The sequence below is a fragment of the Sphingopyxis sp. BSN-002 genome (assembly GCF_022024275.1).
Taxonomy (GTDB): Bacteria; Pseudomonadota; Alphaproteobacteria; order Sphingomonadales; family Sphingomonadaceae; genus Sphingopyxis.
In genome coordinates this window covers 939675-955716 of the sequence record NZ_CP091804.1, presented here as the reverse complement: position 1 = coordinate 955716, position 16042 = coordinate 939675, and the positions used below count along the sequence as shown (strand labels likewise).

Genomic DNA, 16042 nt, shown 5'->3' with positions numbered 1-16042 from the left:
GACTCATCGTCCCTGTTGCATTATTACGTCTTTACGTAATTTTTGAACGTGAGGATCTTGCCATGTCTGCTGTCTGGGATTTCGCCGATTTCGACGATCATGAGCATGTCCACATGTTCCGCGATCGCGCCAGCGGGCTGACCGCGGTCATCGCGGTCCACTCGACCCACCTCGGCCCCGGTGCGGGCGGCGTGCGTTACTGGCATTATCCGCAGCGCGCGGCGGCGATCACCGACGCGCTGCGCCTGTCGCGCGGCATGAGCTACAAGAATGCGATGGCAGGCCTGCCGATGGGCGGCGGCAAGGGCGTGATCCTGGCCGAAGAGAATGGCGCCAAGACGCCCGAACTGCTCGCAGCGTTCGGCCGCGCGGTCGATTCGCTGGGCGGCGCCTATGTGACCGCCGAGGATGTCGGGATCACCGATGCCGACATGGTCGAGATTTCGAAGCAGACGAAGCATGTCAGCGGGCTGCCCGTCGCGAGCGGCGCCGATGCCGGCGGCGATCCGGGGCCGTTCACCGCGCTGGGCGTGTATCTGGGCATCAAGGCGGCAATCAAAGAAGGTCTGGGCACCGACAGCGCCGCAGGCGTGCGCGTTGCGATCCAGGGTGTCGGCAGCGTCGGCGGCGGCGTCGCGCGGCGGCTGGCCGCCGAGGGCGCTAAGCTGACCCTCGCCGACGTCAATCTGGCGCGCGCGAAGGCGCTGGCCGAGGAGCTGGGCGCCGATCTTGCCGATTCGGCGGCGATCATGGAGGTCGAGGCCGACGTGCTGAGCCCCAATGCGCTGGGCGCGATCCTGACCGAGCGGAGCATCGAGAAGCTGCGCGTGCCGATCATCGCGGGCGGCGCGAACAACCAGCTTGCGACCGCGGCCGACGGCCAGCGCGTGCACGACCGCGGCATCGTCTATGCCCCCGACTATGTGATCAACGCGGGCGGCATCATCAACGTCGCGCTCGAATATCTGGGGCAGGGCAGCCGCGAAGAGGTCGAGAGCCGCATTCACCAGATCCCCGGCCGGCTGGCCGAGATCTGGGCCGAGAGCAAGGCGAGCGGCACTCCGGCGTCGGCGGTGGCCGACCGGATGGCGCAGAAGCTGATCGGACGCGGGTAAGGGGAACTCTTTTGATTTCCCGTTCGTGCTGAGCTTGTCGAAGCACCGTCTTTGTCTTTTCGGCCGTTGAAAAGAAGAACGGCCCTTCGACAAGCTCAGGGCGAACGGATGTGGGTGGCAGCGCGGTTCAAATCCGCTAAGCCTCCTTCCCGATGAAACGGCATTTCTATCTGGTCGCAGGCTGGGCTTCGCTGGGACTCGGCGCGATCGGCGCGTTCCTGCCGCTTTTGCCGACGGTGCCATTCGTCATCCTCGCCGCTTTCTGCTTCGCGCGCTCGTCGCCGCGGCTCGAGGCGTGGCTGCTGAACCATCCGCATTTCGGGCACCATATCGTCGCGTGGCGCGAGAAGGGGGCGATCAGCCGCAAGGGCAAGATCGCGGCGACGGCCGCCTTTGCTTTCAGCATCGTGCTGGCGGCGATCTTCTCGCCCTGGCCATGGGTCATGGCGCCGGTGATCGCAGCGGTGGTGACGGGGAGCTGGATCTGGACGCGGCCGGAGGGGTAGAGCCGCAGGCATATGTGAACCCCGGCGAAAGCCGGGGCCCAGATCGAAAACGTTGCGCTGAACATTCTGGGCCCCGGCTTTCGCCGGGGTTCACAAACGGGGCGAGGGTTGACCTTCGGAGCCGGGCGGGCGACAGAAGCGCCGCCGGGTCGCGCCGGGCAATTCACTGGACCGATAAATCGGCCTCACCTAAAGACGACGCGAACCGATGCACGCTTACGCCAATCCGACCCGCTTTCTGACGATCGCCAAGCCGCTGACGCCGTGGCTGCTCGGCGTCGGATTGCTGCTCGTGCTGGGCGGCGCCTTCGCCGGGCTGACGATGGTTCCGGGCGAGGCGAAGCAGGGCGAGACCGCCCGCATCCTGTATGTTCATGTGCCCTCGGCCTGGCTCGGCATGGGCGGCTGGACGAGCCTTGCCGTCGCAGGGCTGGTGCAGCTTGTCTGGCGGCATCCGCTCTCGGGGATCGCCGCGCGCGCGATCGCGGTCCCGGGGATGCTGTTCACCGCGCTGTGCCTCGCGACCGGATCGATCTGGGGCAAGCCGACCTGGGGTACCTGGTGGGAATGGGACGGCCGGATGACCTCGATGCTCGTCCTCCTCTTCCTCTACGCGGGCTTCATCGCGCTGACGAACGGCGATGAGGGGCAGCGGCAGGGCGGGTCGCTGTCGCGCGGCGCGGCGATCTATGCGCTGGTCGGCGCGATCAATATTCCGATCATCAACCGCAGCGTCGTATGGTGGAACAGCCTGCATCAGGGGCCGAGCATCACGGTGCGCGGTTCGTCGATCGACGGCACATTGCTGTGGCCTTTGGGCTTGACCCTGCTCGGTTTTTCGCTGCTATTCGGCGCCATCGTGCTGATGCGAATGCGGCGGATCATCGCCGACAACCGCGTCGCGGCGCGGCTGCGGCGGCTCGCCGACGATGAGGGAAGCTGACAAATGACGGGGGTGATCAGCGGGAGCGGGCAATGGGCCTATGTGGCGGCCGCCTATATCCTGACCGCGCTGCTGACCAGCGCGGTCCTGTGGACGAGTTGGCGCGCGATGGCGAAGGCCGAGAAGCGCAGCGACGCGCTGCGTAAGGACCGCAAATGAAGGCGAAGCATCAAAGACTGATTCTGGCGGCGATCGCGCTTTGCGGGGTCGGCGGAGCCGGCGTACTCGCCGCGAGCGCTCTGCGCGACGAGGCTGCCTATTTTCGCACGCCCGCCGAAGTCGTCGCCGGCAAAGCGACTGTCGGTGAGCCGATGCGGCTGGGCGGCATGGTCGCTGCGGGCAGCATCAAGCGGCAGGCCGACGGCCTGACCATCGACTTCGTCGCGACCGACGGCAAGGCGTCGATCCCGGTCCAGTTCAAGGGGATCGTCCCCGACCTGTTCGCCGAAAATTCGGGGATGGTCGCCGACGGCCGGATGCGCGCCGACGGCACGTTTGTTGCGGACCGCATCCTCGCCAAGCATGACGAGCGCTATATGCCGCCGCAGATGGGCGACATGCCGAAGAATATGAAGGTGGCGCCCAAAGCATGATCGCCGAACTCGGTCTGGCCCTGCTCTGGATTGCGGCAGCGCTTGCGTGCCTGTCGCTGGTCGCGGGCATCCTTTATGTGCGCACCGGCAAGGACGATCTCGCCGCACTGGTGCGGCCCGCCAGCGTCGCACAGGGCGTGCTCACCGCCGTCGCTTTCGGCCTGCTGATCACCTTGTTCGTCCGTTCGGACATGTCGGTCGAACTGGTCGCGCGCAACAGCCACAGCCTGAAGCCGATGCTGTTCAAGGTCGCGGGCGCGTGGGGCAATCACGAAGGGTCGATGCTGCTGTGGCTGACGATCCTCGGCGTTTCGGGCGCGCTCGTCGCGATCTTCGAGAAAAGGCTGCGCAAGGATACGCTGGTCGCGACGCTCGCGGCGCAGGCGGCGCTCAGCCTTGGCTTCTTTGCGTTCCTGCTGTTCTCGTCGAACCCGTTCAAGCGGTTGCCGGTGGCACCGCCCGACGGGCAGGGGCTCAATCCGCTGCTGCAGGACCCGGGCCTCGCCTTCCACCCGCCGACGCTTTACGTCGGCTATGTCGGGATTTCGGTCGCTTTCAGCTTTGCGGTCGGGGCGCTGATCACGCGTGAGATCGGTCCCGCTTTTGCGCGCGCGATGCGGCCGTGGGTGCTGGGAAGCTGGATTTTCCTGACGCTCGGCATCACCGCAGGCAGCTATTGGGCCTATTATGAGCTCGGCTGGGGTGGCTGGTGGTTCTGGGATCCGGTCGAGAATGTCTCGCTGATCCCCTGGCTCGCGGGGACGGCGCTGCTCCATTCGGTGGCGGTGACCGCAACGCGCAACGCGCTGCGCGCGTGGACGGTGATGCTGGCGGTGATCGCTTTCTCGATGTCGATGGTCGGCACCTTCATCGTCCGCTCGGGCCTGTTGACGAGCGTCCACAGCTTTGCCGTCGATCCCGAGCGCGGGACTTTCCTGCTCGTGCTGATGGCGCTCTATATCGGTGGCGCGCTGACGCTGTTCGCGCTGCGTGCGGGCGCGGTCGCCGAAGGCAAGAAGTTCGCGCTGATGAGCCGCGAAGGCTCGCTCGTCATCAACAATCTGTTGCTCACGACGATCCTCGCGCTCGTGCTCCTGGGCACGCTCTATCCGATCGTCGCCGAGGCGATGGGCGAGAAGATTTCGGTCGGTCCGCCCTATTACAACAAGGTCGCGGGACCGCTCGCGTTGATCCTGTGCCTCGTCATGGTCGCGGGACCGCTGCTGAGCTGGCGCAAGGACGATGGCAAGAAACTGTGGTCGCGCCTGCCTGCGGCCGTGTTCGCGGGGGCGGTCGTTCTGTTCGGCTTGGTGCTGTTCGGCGGCAAGGTCGGCGTGCTGCCGCTGCTCGGCATGACCGTGGCGGGCATCGTTGGCGTCGCAAGCCTCGCCCCCCTGTGGAAGCGCAACCTGCGCCGTACGCCGCTGCCCACATGGGGCATGGTGATCGCGCATTTCGGCGTTGCGGTCGCGCTTGCAGGGATGGCGGCCGAAAGCGCCTTCATCAAGGAGCGGCTGGTTGCCGCAGCGCCGGGCGAGACGGTGAAGGTCGACGATTTCGCGGTGAAATTCGCAGGCGTGAAACCCGTCGCAGGCCCCAATTACACCGCGATCCGCGGGACGCTGATCGCGACGACGCCGTCGGGTGCATCCTTCACGCTGCATCCCGAGGCGCGCATGTTCCCCGGGTTGATGGGAACCGCGCCGACCGAGACCAACGAGGCCGCGTTGCTGACGCGGCCGGGCGGGCAGCTTTATGTCGTGCTCGGGCAACCGGTCCCGAGCGCCGATGGCGCATCGGCCGACCGTTATCAGCTGCGCCTGTGGTGGAAGCCGCTGGTGTGGTGGATCTGGCTTGGCGGTGCGCTGATCGCGATCGGCGCGGCGTTGTCGCTGCTGGGACGAGCGCAGTTGATCGAAATCTGGCGCGCGCGGCGCGCGCGCAAGTCTCAGGAGCGCTTCGCATGAAGAGGAGCTGGGTCCTGTTCGTGCCGCTGGCGATCATGGGGCTGTTGTTCGGCGCCTTCATCTATCGCCTGACGGTGCCCGCCGAGACGCTGATCCAGTCGCAATGGATCAACAAGCCGATGCCGCTGTTCGACCTGCCGCCCGCGACCGCGGGAGTCGAGGGGTTGAAAAGCAGCCAGCTTTCCGACGGAAAGCCGCGGCTGGTCAATGTGTTCGCGAGCTGGTGCATTCCGTGCCGCGCCGAGGCGCCGCAACTCGAGGCACTGAAGGCCGCGGGCGTGCCGATCGACGGCATCGCGATCCGCGACCGGCCCGAGGATGTCGCGCAGTTCCTGGCCGAGAATGGCAATCCGTTCGACCGGATCGGGTCGGACGTGCAGAGCAGCGTCCAGATCGCGCTCGGGTCGTCGGGCGTTCCCGAAACCTTCCTGATCGATGGCAAAGGGATCATCCGCGAACAGATTCAGGGGGTGATCCTGCAGGAACAGGTCCCCGAGATCATCGCCAAGCTGGAGGCGATGAAGTGAGGGCGTATGCGCTTCCGCTGGCGCTGATGGCGCTGGTCGCGACGCCGATTGCCGCGCAGGACCGTCTGCCCCCCGCGCCCTATGCCTATCAGCAGCTGCGCGATCCCGCTCAGGAGGCGCAGGCCAAGGAGTTGATGGAAACGCTGCGGTGTCTGGTCTGTCAGGGCCAGTCGATCGCCGACAGCGATGCGCCGCTGGCGGGCGATATGCGCAATGAGGTGCGCACGAAGATCGCGGCAGGCGAAAGCCCCGACGCGATCCGCAAATGGCTCGTCGCGCGCTATGGCAACTGGGTGACCTATGATCCGCCGCTTGACGCTGCGACCGCGCTGCTGTGGTTCGGGCCGCTGCTGTTCCTCGCGCTCGGCGGGTGGCTGGCGTTCGGGCGGTTTCGGCGCGGAGAAGGCGAAGAGGAGAGAGGGGGGGAGCGCGGGGCATGATCTGGCTCTGGATATTCCTGTTCGCCTTGCTGACCGTCGGCGGCATCTTCTGGCTCGGCAAGCTTCCCGCCGCCTCGCGGCCGCTTGCCGGGGCAGCGGTGATGCTCGGTCTTGCCGGCTATGCGTTGCAGGGGAGTCCTTCGCTGCCGGGTCATCCCGTCGCGAAGGCGGCGGAGCCCGACGGCTTCGGCGAAGCGATCACGGACCGGCAGCAGGGCATGGCCGACCGCTTTGGTCCCGCGGCGCAATGGATCGGGATGTCCGACGGCTTCATGCGGACGGGCAAGACCGAGCTGGCGTCGAAAACGCTCGAAAAGGGGCTCGAGAAATATCCCGACAATGTCGACCTGTGGGTCGGTCTGGGCAATGCGCTTGTCGCGCACGGCGGCGGCGTGATGTCGCCCGCCGCCGCGCTGGCCTTCGACGAGGCGGCAAAGCGCGACCCGACGCATCCGGCGCCGCCCTTTTTCGCGGGGCTTGCGATGGCGCAAAGCGGCGATCTGAAGGGTGCCGAGGGCGTGTGGAGCCAGCTTCTCGCGCGCTCGCCCGCCGATGCGCCGTGGCGGCCCGACCTCGAAATGCGGCTGGCCCAGCTGCGGCAGGCGATGGGGCCGCAGCTGCCCGCCGAGGCGCCCGCGGGCCCGTAAGGTGCGTCCCGATTTGGAACCTATTATCGCCGCGCAAGCTCGTCTAAAGGCGCGCAATGACTGCTGAGTCGCAACAGGCGGCAAACGGGGCGGGTTCCGCCGCGACTGCTGCCGCCGAAACGGTCCATTACGGCCACGGACATCATAGCGATAGCAAGCTGAAGCTTGCCGTCGGCGCGGTCGGCGTCGTGTTCGGCGATATCGGCACGAGCCCGCTCTACGCGTTCCGCGAAACGTTCGCAGGCCATCACTCGATCGAGGCCGACCGGTTGCACATCTATGGCGTGCTGAGCCTCGTCTTCTGGTCGATGATGCTGGTCGTCACGTTCAAATATGTGCTGACGATCATGAAGGCCGACAACAAGGGCGAAGGCGGCAGCCTCGCGCTCCTCGCGCTGATCAGCCGCCAGTCGGAGGGCAAGCGCTGGACCTGGCCGATCGTCCTGCTCGGCGTGTTCGCGACCGCGCTCTTCTATGGCGACAGCATGATCACGCCGGCGATGTCGGTGCTGTCGGCGACCGAGGGTCTGCAATATGTGAGCCGCGGGTTCGAGCCCTATATCGTGCCGATCGCGCTCGCGATCCTGATCGGGCTGTTCGCGATCCAGTCGCGCGGGACGGCGAAGGTCGGCATGCTGTTCGGGCCGATCATGCTGCTCTATTTCACGATGCTCGCGGTGCTCGGGGTGATGCACATCCTCGACCATCCGACGATCGTCATGCACACGCTCAATCCGGTCAACGCGCTGCGCTTTTTCTATTATGACGGGTTCACGGCGTTCATCGCGCTGGGCGCGGTGGTGCTCGCGGTGACCGGCGCCGAAGCGCTCTACGCCGACATGGGGCATTTCGGGCGCGCGCCGATCGGGCTCAGCTGGATGTGCTTCGTGCTGCCGGCGCTGATGCTGAACTATATGGGGCAGGGCGCGATGGTGCTCGCCGCCGAGGTCGCGCCGACCGCGCAGCTGATCCAGGATCCCTTCTTCCTGATGATGCCCGATACCTGGCGCGTACCGGTCGTCATCCTTGCGATCCTCGCGACGATCATCGCGAGCCAGGCGGTGATTTCGGGCGCCTTCTCGCTGACCCAGCAGGCGATCCAGCTGGGCTTCATGCCGCGGCTGCGCGTCGATCACACCAGCGCGTCGGCGCAGGGGCAGATCTATATCCCGGTGGTCAACTGGGGGCTGATGGTGATGGTCATCCTGCTCGTCCTCTTCTTCGGATCGTCGAGCAACCTTGCCGCCGCTTACGGTATTGCGGTGACCGGCGCGATGTTCATCGACACCTGTCTGATGAGCGTCGTGCTGTTCGTGCTGTGGCGCTGGCCGGCGTGGAAAGCGCTGCCGATCCTGGCGGTCTTCTTCGTCGTCGACATCGCCTATTTCGGCGCGAATTTGATCAAGGTGCCCGACGGCGGCTGGGTGCCGCTGGCGATCGGGCTGATCATCTTCACGATGCTGACGACCTGGTCGCGCGGGCGCAAGCTGATGCAGCAGGAAATGGCCGAGGGGGCGATGCCGATTCCGGTGTTCGTGAAGTCCGCGGCGAACAGCGCGACGCGCGTGCCGGGGACCGCGGTGTTCATGACCTCGTCGTCGGACGGCGTGCCGCACGCGCTGCTCCACAATTTGAAGCACAACAAGGTGCTGCACGAACGGATCATCCTGCTGACGATCAAGATCGCCGACGTGCCCTTCGTTCCCGAGAGCAAGCTCTGCCAGCTCGAGGCGCTGGGGCAGGGGTTCCACCGGCTGATCCTGAACTATGGCTTCATGCAGCCGGTCGACGTTCCCGAAGCGCTGAAGCGCACCACCGGCTGCGGCGGCGAGTTCAAGATGCTGGAGACCAGCTTTTTCCTGTCGCGTCAGACGCTGATTGCGGCGAGCAAGCCCGGTATGCCGATCTGGCGCGAAAAGCTGTTCGCATGGATGCTGCGCAACTCGGAAAGCGCGATGGAATATTTCCGGTTGCCGACCAACCGCGTGGTCGAACTGGGAAGCCAGGTCGCAATCTGATCCGGTCCGGCGCGGTTAACTTGCCGCAATGCCCGAATAAGCGTTTGAACATTCTGGCAAGTCTTGCGATGCAAGGGCGAACCCTGGGCTAGGGGCGGCCGATATCGTGCAAGTGGGGCATGGCGACAATCCGATCTTTCCGATGCTATCGGAGCCCTTCGCCCTGATCGCAGGGCGGGCGCTTGCGGACCGCACAGACGATATGGTCGAGACCGCGTTGCGGCATATGGGGCTCCAGCCGCAACGGGTGGGTGGGGATTCGGCCGACGGGCCGCGTTACCGGGTGCATTTCGCGGCGTTATCGCTGCTCGCCAGCCGGGCGCCGTCCGACTTCCTCGACCTCGCCGATCCCCGCGATTCCTCGACGAGCCTGCTCGCCGCGAGCCTTCCCGACGATTGGCGGGAAGGCGGTCATTGCTGGCTGTTCTTTCCGGAGGCGAGCGAGGATGCGGCGTCGCAAACGCTGCGGATGCGCGAGTTCTTCAAGACGATGGTGCTATTGATCGATCTGTTCGATGCGAGCCATGTCTTCTGGTCGCCGGCAAGGCTGTGGTCCGACGCACCGCAGTTTCGTGCCTCGATCGCCGAGATGCTGAAGAGCGGCATGCCGCCGGTGCTCCATCTCGTGGCGTTTCGCCAGCAAGATGCCGGCGACGGGGCTTTCGTCCGTACGCGTGGGCTTGCGATGTTCGGTGGACAAGAGCTCGAAGCGCGCATCCCGTCCGGCTGGACCGTCGCAGAGATGGTCAAGCGGCTCGCGCGGCTGGCGCTCGACATCATCCTGTACGGCCCCGTTTCCGAGAGGCGGCGCTTGCGCGGGCTGGGTGCAGGCGAATGGGTCTCGCTCTCGCCGCAGGGCGGAACCTCGCCATCGACCGTCGTCGTCGAGTTCGGCAGCGATTTTGGATGACGCACCGCGGCTGGCACCGTGCGCCGCCGCCGCAACCGGGTTTTCAGCGCCATCATCTGATTCCCCTCGCGCTTCTGCATCGGCCCCAGATGGCGGCGATGTTCGATCATTTGCGCACCGACGGCTTCCTGCTGCAGCAGTTCGGCAGCAACGGGCTGGTGCTTCCGGCGTGCGAGGCGACGGCCTTATGGTCGGGTCACGCGCTCCATCGCGGTCCGCATCGGGGCTATAATGATGTGGTCGCCGCGCGGGTCGAGCGTATTCGCGTCCATTTCGCCGGGCAGTCGGCCGCCGACCTTCGCACCGCGAGGCGCACCGCTGTGATGCGGCTGCGCCTGTTGCAGGATGCGACGCGGCGCGCGCTGACCGACCGGCATGGCTGCGCCTTCTGGCTCAATCGCCGTGACCCGATGCGGCTGTTCGCCGACCGGCCTTATCTGGACGACGCGATCGAGCAGTTGTTCGGTGACATGATCAGAGTCTGACCTTGGCCTCAAGCTCGCGGCGTGCAGCGATATATTGCGCTTCGAGTTCGGCGACGAAGTCGGCGACAGGGCGCACTGCGGTGACGGGGCCGATGCCTTGGCCCGATCCCCAGATGTCCTTCCACGCCTTGACCTTGGTGTTGCCGCCCGAACCGAAATTCATCGTCTTGAGATCGCCTTCGGGCAGATTGTCGGGGTCCATGCCCGCCGAAACGATCGACTGGCGGAGGTAATTGCCGTGCACCCCGGTAAACAGGTTCGAATAGACGATGTCGGCGGCGCGCCCTTCGACGATGCCGTCCTTGTAGCCCTGATCGGCATTGGCTTCGGCGGTCGCGATGAAGGCGCTGCCGATATAGGCGAGGTCGGCACCGCAGGCCTGCGCCGCGAGGATCGAGCGGCCGTGGCCGATCGCACCCGACAGCGCGACCGGGCCGTCGAACCATTCGCGGATTTCCTGAATCAGCGCGAAAGGCGACTGGCGGCCGGCGTGGCCGCCGGCGCCCGCGGCGACGGGGATCAGGCCGTCGGCGCCCTTTTCGACCGCCTTGCGCGCGAAGCGGTCGTCGATGACGTCGTGGAGCGTGATGCCGCCCCAGCCATGCACCGCCTGATTCAGCTCCTCGCGCGCGCCGAGCGAAGTGATGGTGATCGGCACCTTCCACTTGGCGCAGGTCGCGATGTCCTGTTCGAGCCGGTCGTTCGATTTATGGACGATCTGGTTGACCGCATAGGGCGCCGAGAGGCGGTCGGGATTGTCGCGGTCCCATGCCGCCAGTTCCTCGGTGATCTGGTGGAGCCATTCGTCGAGCAACGCCTGCGGCCGCGCATTCAGCGCCGGGAAGCTGCCGACGACGCCGGCCTTGCACTGGGCGATAACGAGTTCGGGCCCCGACACGATGAACAGCGGCGAGCCGATGACGGGCAGGCGCAGGCGGTCGAAGATCGGGGGAAGGGCCATTGAATCACTCTCTCCAGTTGCGGTTTGAAACTTACCTTAACGTAAAGGGAAGGTCGCGCAAGAGGCGATGCGCTGGGGTTATCGCTAGCTCCAGTCGACGCGATAAAGATCGTGGCGACGGTCTGCCAGATTTCGGACGGCGCCATTGGCGCGTGCCTGACGCAGGTCGGCGAGCGAGAGGTCGGCGATGGCCATGCCTTCGGTGTTGGGCGTGACTTCGGCGGCGATGCCGTCGCGCGCGAAGGGCATGTCCGACGGGGTCAGGATCGCGCTTTCGGCGTGGTGGATGTCCATGTTGTGGACGTTCGGCAGATTGCCGGTGACGCCAGCGGTCACGACATAGCATTGATTCTCGACCGTCCGCGCGGCGCAGCAATAGCGGACGCGGAGGTGCCCGCGGCGGTCGTCGGTGCAATAGGGGACGAACAGGATTTCGGCGCCCCGATCGACGAGGCGGCGCGGCAACTCCGGAAATTCGCTGTCGTAGCAGATCATGATGCCGACGGGTCCGCAGTCGGTCTCGATCACATCGGCGTCGCGCGCGGTGCCACCCTCGATCCCCCAGGCGTCGCGTTCGGAGGGGGTGGGGTGAAGCTTGTCGCGATGATGGAGGCTGCCGTCGCGCAGGAAGATATGGCAGCGGTTGCGGGTCGCGCCGCTGTCGATGCGGACGGGATGCGAGCCGCCGATGATGTTGATGCGATATTGCTGCGCGAGGCCGGTCATGAAGGCGGTGAAACGCGGGGTGAGCGCGTCGATCGCGGTTATCGCTTCCGCAGCCGCGAGGCGTTCGCCCGCCGAGAGAAGCTGCATCGGGAAGAGTTCGGGGAAGGTTATGAAGTCGCAGCCATAATCGGCGGCAGAGATGACGAAATATTCGGCCTGCCGTTCGAACTCCTCGGGGCCGGAGATGCCGCGAAGGCCATATTGGACGGCGGCGACGCGGACTTTATCGGGGCGGGTGGGTGCGGTCATGAAGCGGCTTCTAGGCGGTTCGGCGACTTTCTGTCCATCGGACATGATAATGGCGGCCGCGCGGGCCGCCATTACGGAGAACAGCCGGTTCAGGCGGCCGCGCGGCGGCGGCTTGCCTTGAAGGCGAAATAGCCGAGGCCGATCATCAGGATCAGCAGCCCGCCCTGCGCCGCCGCGAATGGGGGCTCGGTTCCCGTCGGTGCGAGCGCGTTGAGCGCGGGAACCTTCAGGAAGGACTGGACGACCAGCACGAACAGGTTGAGCCAGAGTCCGATCGTCGCGGTGACGGCGTAGACCGGTGCGGCGCGGCCGGCGAGCTTGCGGCCGTACCAGCTCCAGAAGGCGATCGCGAGCACGAGCGTCGAGACGATCCCGGTACCGAGCGCCGGGGTGAAGGCGACGATCGGGAAGAGGAAGCCGGTCAGGCTGGTGAGCAGCGTGAACCAGAGGAAGATCACATTCGCGCGAGGCAGGATATGGCCGCGCGCGAAGGCGGGGAGGGCGATCAGGCCGGCGATGATGCCGACGAAGCTGATCAGGACATGCAGCGTGGTGAATTGCGGAATGGTGAGACCGAGGATCATGGCACGTCTCCTTTGAAGCAAGAGGAGGCGCGGTTGGGGGCCCGCGCCTCGTTTGTATCAGCTGTTGATGAAGTCGAGAAGGTCGGCGTTGAACCGGTCCTGATGGGTGATGGTCAGCCCATGATCGGCGCCTTCGTAGATCTTGAGCACCGCCTGCTTGACGATCTTGACGGTTGAGCGGGCCGAGGCGTCGACGGGGACGATCTGGTCGTCGTCGCCGTGGAGGACGAGGGTCGGCTTGTCGAACTTCTTGAGATCCTCGTTGAAGTCGCTTTCCGAAAAGGCGCGGATGCTGTCGAGCAGGCCCTTGAGGCCGCCGTTCAGGCCCTGACGGACGAAATCGTCGCGGACCGCTTCGCTGATCACGGCGCCTTCGCGGTTATAGCCGTAGAAGGGGAGGGTCAGATCCTTGAAGAACTGCGGGCGGTTGTCGAAGGTGCCCTTGCGGATGCCGTCGAAGACTTCGATGGGCAGGCCGATCGGATTGGCTTCGGTCTTGAGCATCAGCGGCGGGACGGCGCCGATCAGCGCGATCTTGGCGACGCGGTCCGTGCCATGGCGGCCGATATAGCGGGTGACTTCGCCGCCGCCGGTCGAGTGGCCGACGAGGATGATGTCTTTCAGATCGAGCTGTTCGATCAGTTCGGCGAGGTCGTCGGCGTACTGGTCCATATTGTTGTTGTCCCAGACCTGATCCGAGCGGCCGTGGCTGCGGCGGTCGTGGGCGATGGTGCGGAAACCCTTATTGGCGAAGAAGACCATCTGGGCGTCCCACGCGTCGGCGCTGAGCGGCCAGCCGTGCGAGAAGATGATCGGCTGGCCATCCTTCGGACCCCAGTCCTTGTAGAAGATGTGCGTGCCGTCGGTGGTGGTGATCGTGGTCATGTCGTGGTTCCTTTCGCTTCGTGAGAGGCGGGTCGTCCGCCGGTGAAAGGAGAGATAGGCTGGCTTGGGGTTGTGCGGCATTGGCGGACGCGACAATATGCGGGCCGATTCCGACAAACGCGTGATTGGGGAAACCGCCATGCCGAAACTGAAGGTGCCCGATGCGCCGCCGGCGCTCGTCGAGGTGGGGATGATGCTCTATCCCGACTGCCAGATCGGCATGGTCCACGGAATCACCGACCTGTTCCATGTCGCGGGGCGTTTCGCGGTCGATCACGGGCGCCAGCCGATCCGCGTCAGCCATTGGCGGTTGCAGGACGGTGGCGGCTTTGCGCGCTGCTTCGACAGCCATCCGGAAGAGGCCGCCGGCAATTCGCCGGGCGTCATCATCGCGCCGGGGAGCCTGCACAAGCTGCTCGAGGCCGAGGAAGCGGCGCCTTACGCGCGCTGGCTGCTCGACCGCCATGCGCAGGGGACGACGCTGGCGTCGAATTGCGGCGGAGCCTTTGCACTGGCGGCGACCGGGCTCCTGAGCGGCCGGCCGGCGACGACGCACTGGTTCTTCGCCGAAGAATTTCGCGACCGCTTTCCCGACGTGCGAATGGAAGCCGACCGGATGGTGGTCGATGACGGCGACATCATCACCGCGGGTGGGCTGATGGCGTGGACCGACCTGGGGCTCCGGATCGTCGAGCGGCTTTTGGGTCCGTCGGTGATGATGGAGACCGCGCGCTTCTTTCTGATCGACCCGTCGGGACGCGAGCAGAAGAATTATGCGAGCTTCGCGCCGAAGCTGACGCACGGCGACGAGGCGGTGCTGAAGGTCCAGCACTGGTTGCAGGCAAAGGGCGTCGGGCCGGTCGCGGTCGCTGAGATGGCGGCCGAGGCGGGGATGGAGGAGCGGACCTTCCAGCGCCGCTTCAAGGCCGCCACCGGCATGACTCCGGTCGAATATGTCCAGCATATCCGCGTCGGCAAGGCGCGTGAGCTGTTGGAGTTCACCAAACGGACGGTCGACCAGATCGCGTGGAGCGTCGGTTACGAGGACGCCGCGGCGTTCCGCAAGCTGTTCCACCGTATCACCGGGCTGTCGCCGGGCGAATATCGCCAGCGCTTTCAGGTGGCGCAGGTCGCGGCGGAAGCGGCGTGATGCGCGGGCTGGCGATGATTGCAGCGCTGCTCGTTGCGGGGCCGGTTGCCGCGCAGGAGGTGCCGGAGGAGCCGGCCGCCGAAGTCGTGGCGCCGCCGCCGGTCGAGGTTGCGACGCGAACCGAGGCCGACGGCACGGTGACGTTGACGCACAGCGCGCTGGTTGCCGCGCCGGTCGCCGAGGTGTGGACCGCCGTCTCGACGCCCGAGGGCTGGGCGACCTGGGCGGTGCCGCTGGCGCGCTGGGCCGAGGGGGAGAGCGATATCCTCGAGACGAGTTACAATCCGACCGAACTTGCGGGCGGGCCGGGTGCGATCTGGCAGCAGTTCGTCGCGCGCATTCCGGGGCGCCTGCTGGTATTCCGGACGATCAAGACCCCCGACGATTTCCCCTATGGCGATGAGTATAAGAAGGTCACGAGCATCTTCGAACTGACCCCCGAGGGGGAGGGGACGCGGGTGCGGCTGACGTCGACAGGATATCCCGACAGCGAGGGCGGGCGGGTGCTCGCGGGCTTCTTCGCCAAGGGCAATGCGGCGACGCTTGAAAGCCTGCAGCGCCGGTTCGTCGAGGGGCCGAAGGTGTGGGCGGCGCAGCCGGCGGAATGACCGTCCGCGTCGAAAGCATCGGCGCCGAGGCGCAGCCGCTGGTCGTCCTCGACGATTTCGCCGCCGATCCCGACGCGCTGCGCCGCTTTGCGATCGATGCGGCGTTCGAGCCGGCGCGCAACCATTATCCGGGCGTCCGCGCCGCGCTGCCCGCTGCCTATCTGGCGGCGCAGCTGCCGGTCATCGCGGCCGCGGCCGCTGAAGCCTTCGGGCGCAGCGGGCCGGTGCAGGTGATCGACGCCAGCTTCTCGATCGTCTCGACTCCCGCCGACGCGCTGACGGTGCCCCAGCGGCTGCCGCATGTCGATGCGTTCGGGTCCGACCGGATTGCGCTCGTCCATTATCTGGCGCCGGACAATGGCGACGGGACGGCCTTCTTCCGGCACCGCGCGACGGGGTTCGAGACGGTGACCGAGGAACGGCGCGATCTCTTTTTCCGGCACCTCGACACCCAGCTCCGCCACGGCGGGCCGCCCCCCGCGGGCTATGTTTCGGGTGACAGTGAGCTGTTCGAATGCATGCACACGGCCGTGGCAGCGTACAACAGGGCGCTGCTTTATCGCAGCTGGAGCCTGCATAGCGGCGCGGTCGGGCCAGCGACCAATCTATCCGCCGACCCGCGAGACGGGCGGCTGACGGTAACGGCGTTCCTGTCGATCGGCTGAGCCCCGGGCCGCCGTTGGTCGATTCGAAGCGGTCGCCGGTCGAAAGCGGCGGCACACGACGGG

18 protein-coding genes and 1 pseudogene are annotated in these 16042 nt (G+C 66.2%); 15 read left to right on the top strand and 4 right to left on the bottom strand.

Annotation, left to right across the window (positions count from 1 at the left end; genetic code table 11):
- Positions 1-62 precede the first annotated feature (62 nt).
- The 12 genes from L7H23_RS04790 (at position 63) to L7H23_RS04735 (ending at position 10151) form a co-directional block, all read left to right on the top strand.
- Positions 63-1115, top strand: a complete 1053-nt coding sequence (locus tag L7H23_RS04790) for a Glu/Leu/Phe/Val dehydrogenase dimerization domain-containing protein (protein ID WP_237838216.1) — start codon at positions 63-65, stop codon at positions 1113-1115.
- 152 nt (positions 1116-1267) lie between these two features.
- Positions 1268-1621 carry a YbaN family protein gene (locus tag L7H23_RS04785; protein ID WP_237838215.1) on the top strand — a complete coding sequence of 118 codons (354 nt, stop codon included), beginning with the start codon at positions 1268-1270 and terminating at the stop codon, positions 1619-1621.
- 208 nt (positions 1622-1829) lie between these two features.
- A complete protein-coding gene (ccmC, locus tag L7H23_RS04780; protein ID WP_237838214.1) occupies positions 1830-2564 on the top strand; it encodes a heme ABC transporter permease CcmC in 735 nt (244 codons plus the stop codon).
- A gap of 3 nt (positions 2565-2567) precedes the next feature.
- Positions 2568-2723 carry a hypothetical protein gene (locus tag L7H23_RS04775; RefSeq protein ID WP_237838213.1) on the top strand — a complete coding sequence of 52 codons (156 nt, stop codon included), beginning with the start codon at positions 2568-2570 and terminating at the stop codon, positions 2721-2723.
- The gene (gene ccmE, locus L7H23_RS04770) at positions 2720-3157 is read left to right on the top strand and encodes a cytochrome c maturation protein CcmE (protein ID WP_237838212.1); all 438 of its coding nucleotides are present in this window, start codon (positions 2720-2722) and stop codon (positions 3155-3157) included. Before L7H23_RS04775 ends, ccmE begins: the two co-directional genes overlap by 4 nt.
- A complete protein-coding gene (locus L7H23_RS04765; RefSeq protein WP_237838211.1) occupies positions 3154-5124 on the top strand; it encodes a heme lyase CcmF/NrfE family subunit in 1971 nt (656 codons plus the stop codon). The genes ccmE and L7H23_RS04765 overlap by 4 nt, the downstream gene beginning before the upstream one ends.
- The gene (locus tag L7H23_RS04760) at positions 5121-5651 is read left to right on the top strand and encodes a DsbE family thiol:disulfide interchange protein (RefSeq protein ID WP_237838210.1); all 531 of its coding nucleotides are present in this window, start codon (positions 5121-5123) and stop codon (positions 5649-5651) included. Before L7H23_RS04765 ends, L7H23_RS04760 begins: the two co-directional genes overlap by 4 nt.
- Before the next feature lie 26 nt (positions 5652-5677).
- Positions 5678-6091 (top strand): cytochrome c-type biogenesis protein, encoded by a 414-nt coding sequence (locus L7H23_RS04755; RefSeq protein WP_237839115.1) that lies wholly within the window; start codon positions 5678-5680, stop codon positions 6089-6091.
- A complete protein-coding gene (locus L7H23_RS04750) occupies positions 6088-6738 on the top strand; it encodes a cytochrome c biogenesis factor (protein WP_237838209.1) in 651 nt (216 codons plus the stop codon). Before L7H23_RS04755 ends, L7H23_RS04750 begins: the two co-directional genes overlap by 4 nt.
- A 56-nt stretch (positions 6739-6794) precedes the next feature.
- Positions 6795-8756: a potassium transporter Kup gene (locus L7H23_RS04745; RefSeq protein ID WP_237838208.1), complete on the top strand. Its 1962-nt coding sequence runs from the start codon at positions 6795-6797 to the stop codon at positions 8754-8756.
- Positions 8757-8862: 106 nt separating this feature from the next.
- Entirely contained in the window at positions 8863-9666 is an 804-nt protein-coding gene (locus tag L7H23_RS04740) for a hypothetical protein (protein ID WP_237838207.1), read from the top strand.
- Positions 9663-10151 (top strand): AHH domain-containing protein, encoded by a 489-nt coding sequence (locus tag L7H23_RS04735; RefSeq protein ID WP_237838206.1) that lies wholly within the window; start codon positions 9663-9665, stop codon positions 10149-10151. The genes L7H23_RS04740 and L7H23_RS04735 overlap by 4 nt, the downstream gene beginning before the upstream one ends.
- Here L7H23_RS04735 and L7H23_RS04730 read toward each other — a convergent pair.
- From L7H23_RS04730 to L7H23_RS04715, 4 genes and pseudogenes are all read right to left on the bottom strand, one after another.
- Entirely contained in the window at positions 10141-11112 is a 972-nt protein-coding gene (locus tag L7H23_RS04730; RefSeq protein ID WP_237838205.1) for a nitronate monooxygenase family protein, read from the bottom strand. The two genes, L7H23_RS04735 and L7H23_RS04730, sit on opposite strands and share 11 nt — an antisense overlap.
- 84 nt (positions 11113-11196) lie before the next feature.
- Positions 11197-12060: pseudogene (locus L7H23_RS04725) on the bottom strand (carbon-nitrogen hydrolase family protein); the annotation flags it as partial.
- Between the two features lie 116 nt (positions 12061-12176).
- Positions 12177-12671 (bottom strand): hypothetical protein, encoded by a 495-nt coding sequence (locus tag L7H23_RS04720; RefSeq protein WP_237838203.1) that lies wholly within the window; start codon positions 12669-12671, stop codon positions 12177-12179.
- Positions 12672-12728: 57 nt separating this feature from the next.
- Positions 12729-13556 carry an alpha/beta hydrolase gene (locus tag L7H23_RS04715; RefSeq protein ID WP_237838202.1) on the bottom strand — a complete coding sequence of 276 codons (828 nt, stop codon included), beginning with the start codon at positions 13554-13556 and terminating at the stop codon, positions 12729-12731.
- A 139-nt stretch (positions 13557-13695) separates the two neighbouring features.
- Here L7H23_RS04715 and L7H23_RS04710 point away from each other — a divergent pair, with 139 nt between their 5' ends.
- From L7H23_RS04710 to L7H23_RS04700, 3 genes are read left to right on the top strand one after another with little or no spacing between them, the layout of a single operon-like run.
- On the top strand, positions 13696-14706 hold the full coding sequence (locus tag L7H23_RS04710) for a GlxA family transcriptional regulator (protein ID WP_237838201.1): 1011 nt from the start codon (positions 13696-13698) through the stop codon (positions 14704-14706).
- Positions 14706-15314 (top strand): SRPBCC domain-containing protein, encoded by a 609-nt coding sequence (locus L7H23_RS04705; RefSeq protein WP_237839113.1) that lies wholly within the window; start codon positions 14706-14708, stop codon positions 15312-15314. Before L7H23_RS04710 ends, L7H23_RS04705 begins: the two co-directional genes overlap by 1 nt.
- Entirely contained in the window at positions 15290-15979 is a 690-nt protein-coding gene (locus L7H23_RS04700) for a DUF6445 family protein (protein WP_237838200.1), read from the top strand. The genes L7H23_RS04705 and L7H23_RS04700 overlap by 25 nt, the downstream gene beginning before the upstream one ends.
- Positions 15980-16042: the final 63 nt, after the last annotated feature.

What these genes read in the sequence shown, in the direction of transcription:
- L7H23_RS04790 (WP_237838216.1), top strand. Translation starts at nt 63, where the DNA reads ATGTCTGCTGTCTGGGATTTCGCCGATTTCGACGATCATGAGCATGTC.
- L7H23_RS04785 (WP_237838215.1), top strand. Translation starts at nt 1,268, where the DNA reads ATGAAACGGCATTTCTATCTGGTCGCAGGCTGGGCTTCGCTGGGACTC.
- ccmC (WP_237838214.1), top strand. Translation starts at nt 1,830, where the DNA reads ATGCACGCTTACGCCAATCCGACCCGCTTTCTGACGATCGCCAAGCCG.
- L7H23_RS04775 (WP_237838213.1), top strand. Translation starts at nt 2,568, where the DNA reads ATGACGGGGGTGATCAGCGGGAGCGGGCAATGGGCCTATGTGGCGGCC.
- ccmE (WP_237838212.1), top strand. Translation starts at nt 2,720, where the DNA reads ATGAAGGCGAAGCATCAAAGACTGATTCTGGCGGCGATCGCGCTTTGC.
- L7H23_RS04765 (WP_237838211.1), top strand. Translation starts at nt 3,154, where the DNA reads ATGATCGCCGAACTCGGTCTGGCCCTGCTCTGGATTGCGGCAGCGCTT.
- L7H23_RS04760 (WP_237838210.1), top strand. Translation starts at nt 5,121, where the DNA reads ATGAAGAGGAGCTGGGTCCTGTTCGTGCCGCTGGCGATCATGGGGCTG.
- L7H23_RS04755 (WP_237839115.1), top strand. Translation starts at nt 5,678, where the DNA reads ATGGCGCTGGTCGCGACGCCGATTGCCGCGCAGGACCGTCTGCCCCCC.
- L7H23_RS04750 (WP_237838209.1), top strand. Translation starts at nt 6,088, where the DNA reads ATGATCTGGCTCTGGATATTCCTGTTCGCCTTGCTGACCGTCGGCGGC.
- L7H23_RS04745 (WP_237838208.1), top strand. Translation starts at nt 6,795, where the DNA reads ATGACTGCTGAGTCGCAACAGGCGGCAAACGGGGCGGGTTCCGCCGCG.
- L7H23_RS04735 (WP_237838206.1), top strand. Translation starts at nt 9,663, where the DNA reads ATGACGCACCGCGGCTGGCACCGTGCGCCGCCGCCGCAACCGGGTTTT.
- L7H23_RS04730 (WP_237838205.1), bottom strand. Translation starts at nt 11,112, where the DNA reads ATGGCCCTTCCCCCGATCTTCGACCGCCTGCGCCTGCCCGTCATCGGC.
- L7H23_RS04720 (WP_237838203.1), bottom strand. Translation starts at nt 12,671, where the DNA reads ATGATCCTCGGTCTCACCATTCCGCAATTCACCACGCTGCATGTCCTG.
- L7H23_RS04715 (WP_237838202.1), bottom strand. Translation starts at nt 13,556, where the DNA reads ATGACCACGATCACCACCACCGACGGCACGCACATCTTCTACAAGGAC.
- L7H23_RS04710 (WP_237838201.1), top strand. Translation starts at nt 13,696, where the DNA reads ATGCCGAAACTGAAGGTGCCCGATGCGCCGCCGGCGCTCGTCGAGGTG.
- L7H23_RS04705 (WP_237839113.1), top strand. Translation starts at nt 14,706, where the DNA reads ATGCGCGGGCTGGCGATGATTGCAGCGCTGCTCGTTGCGGGGCCGGTT.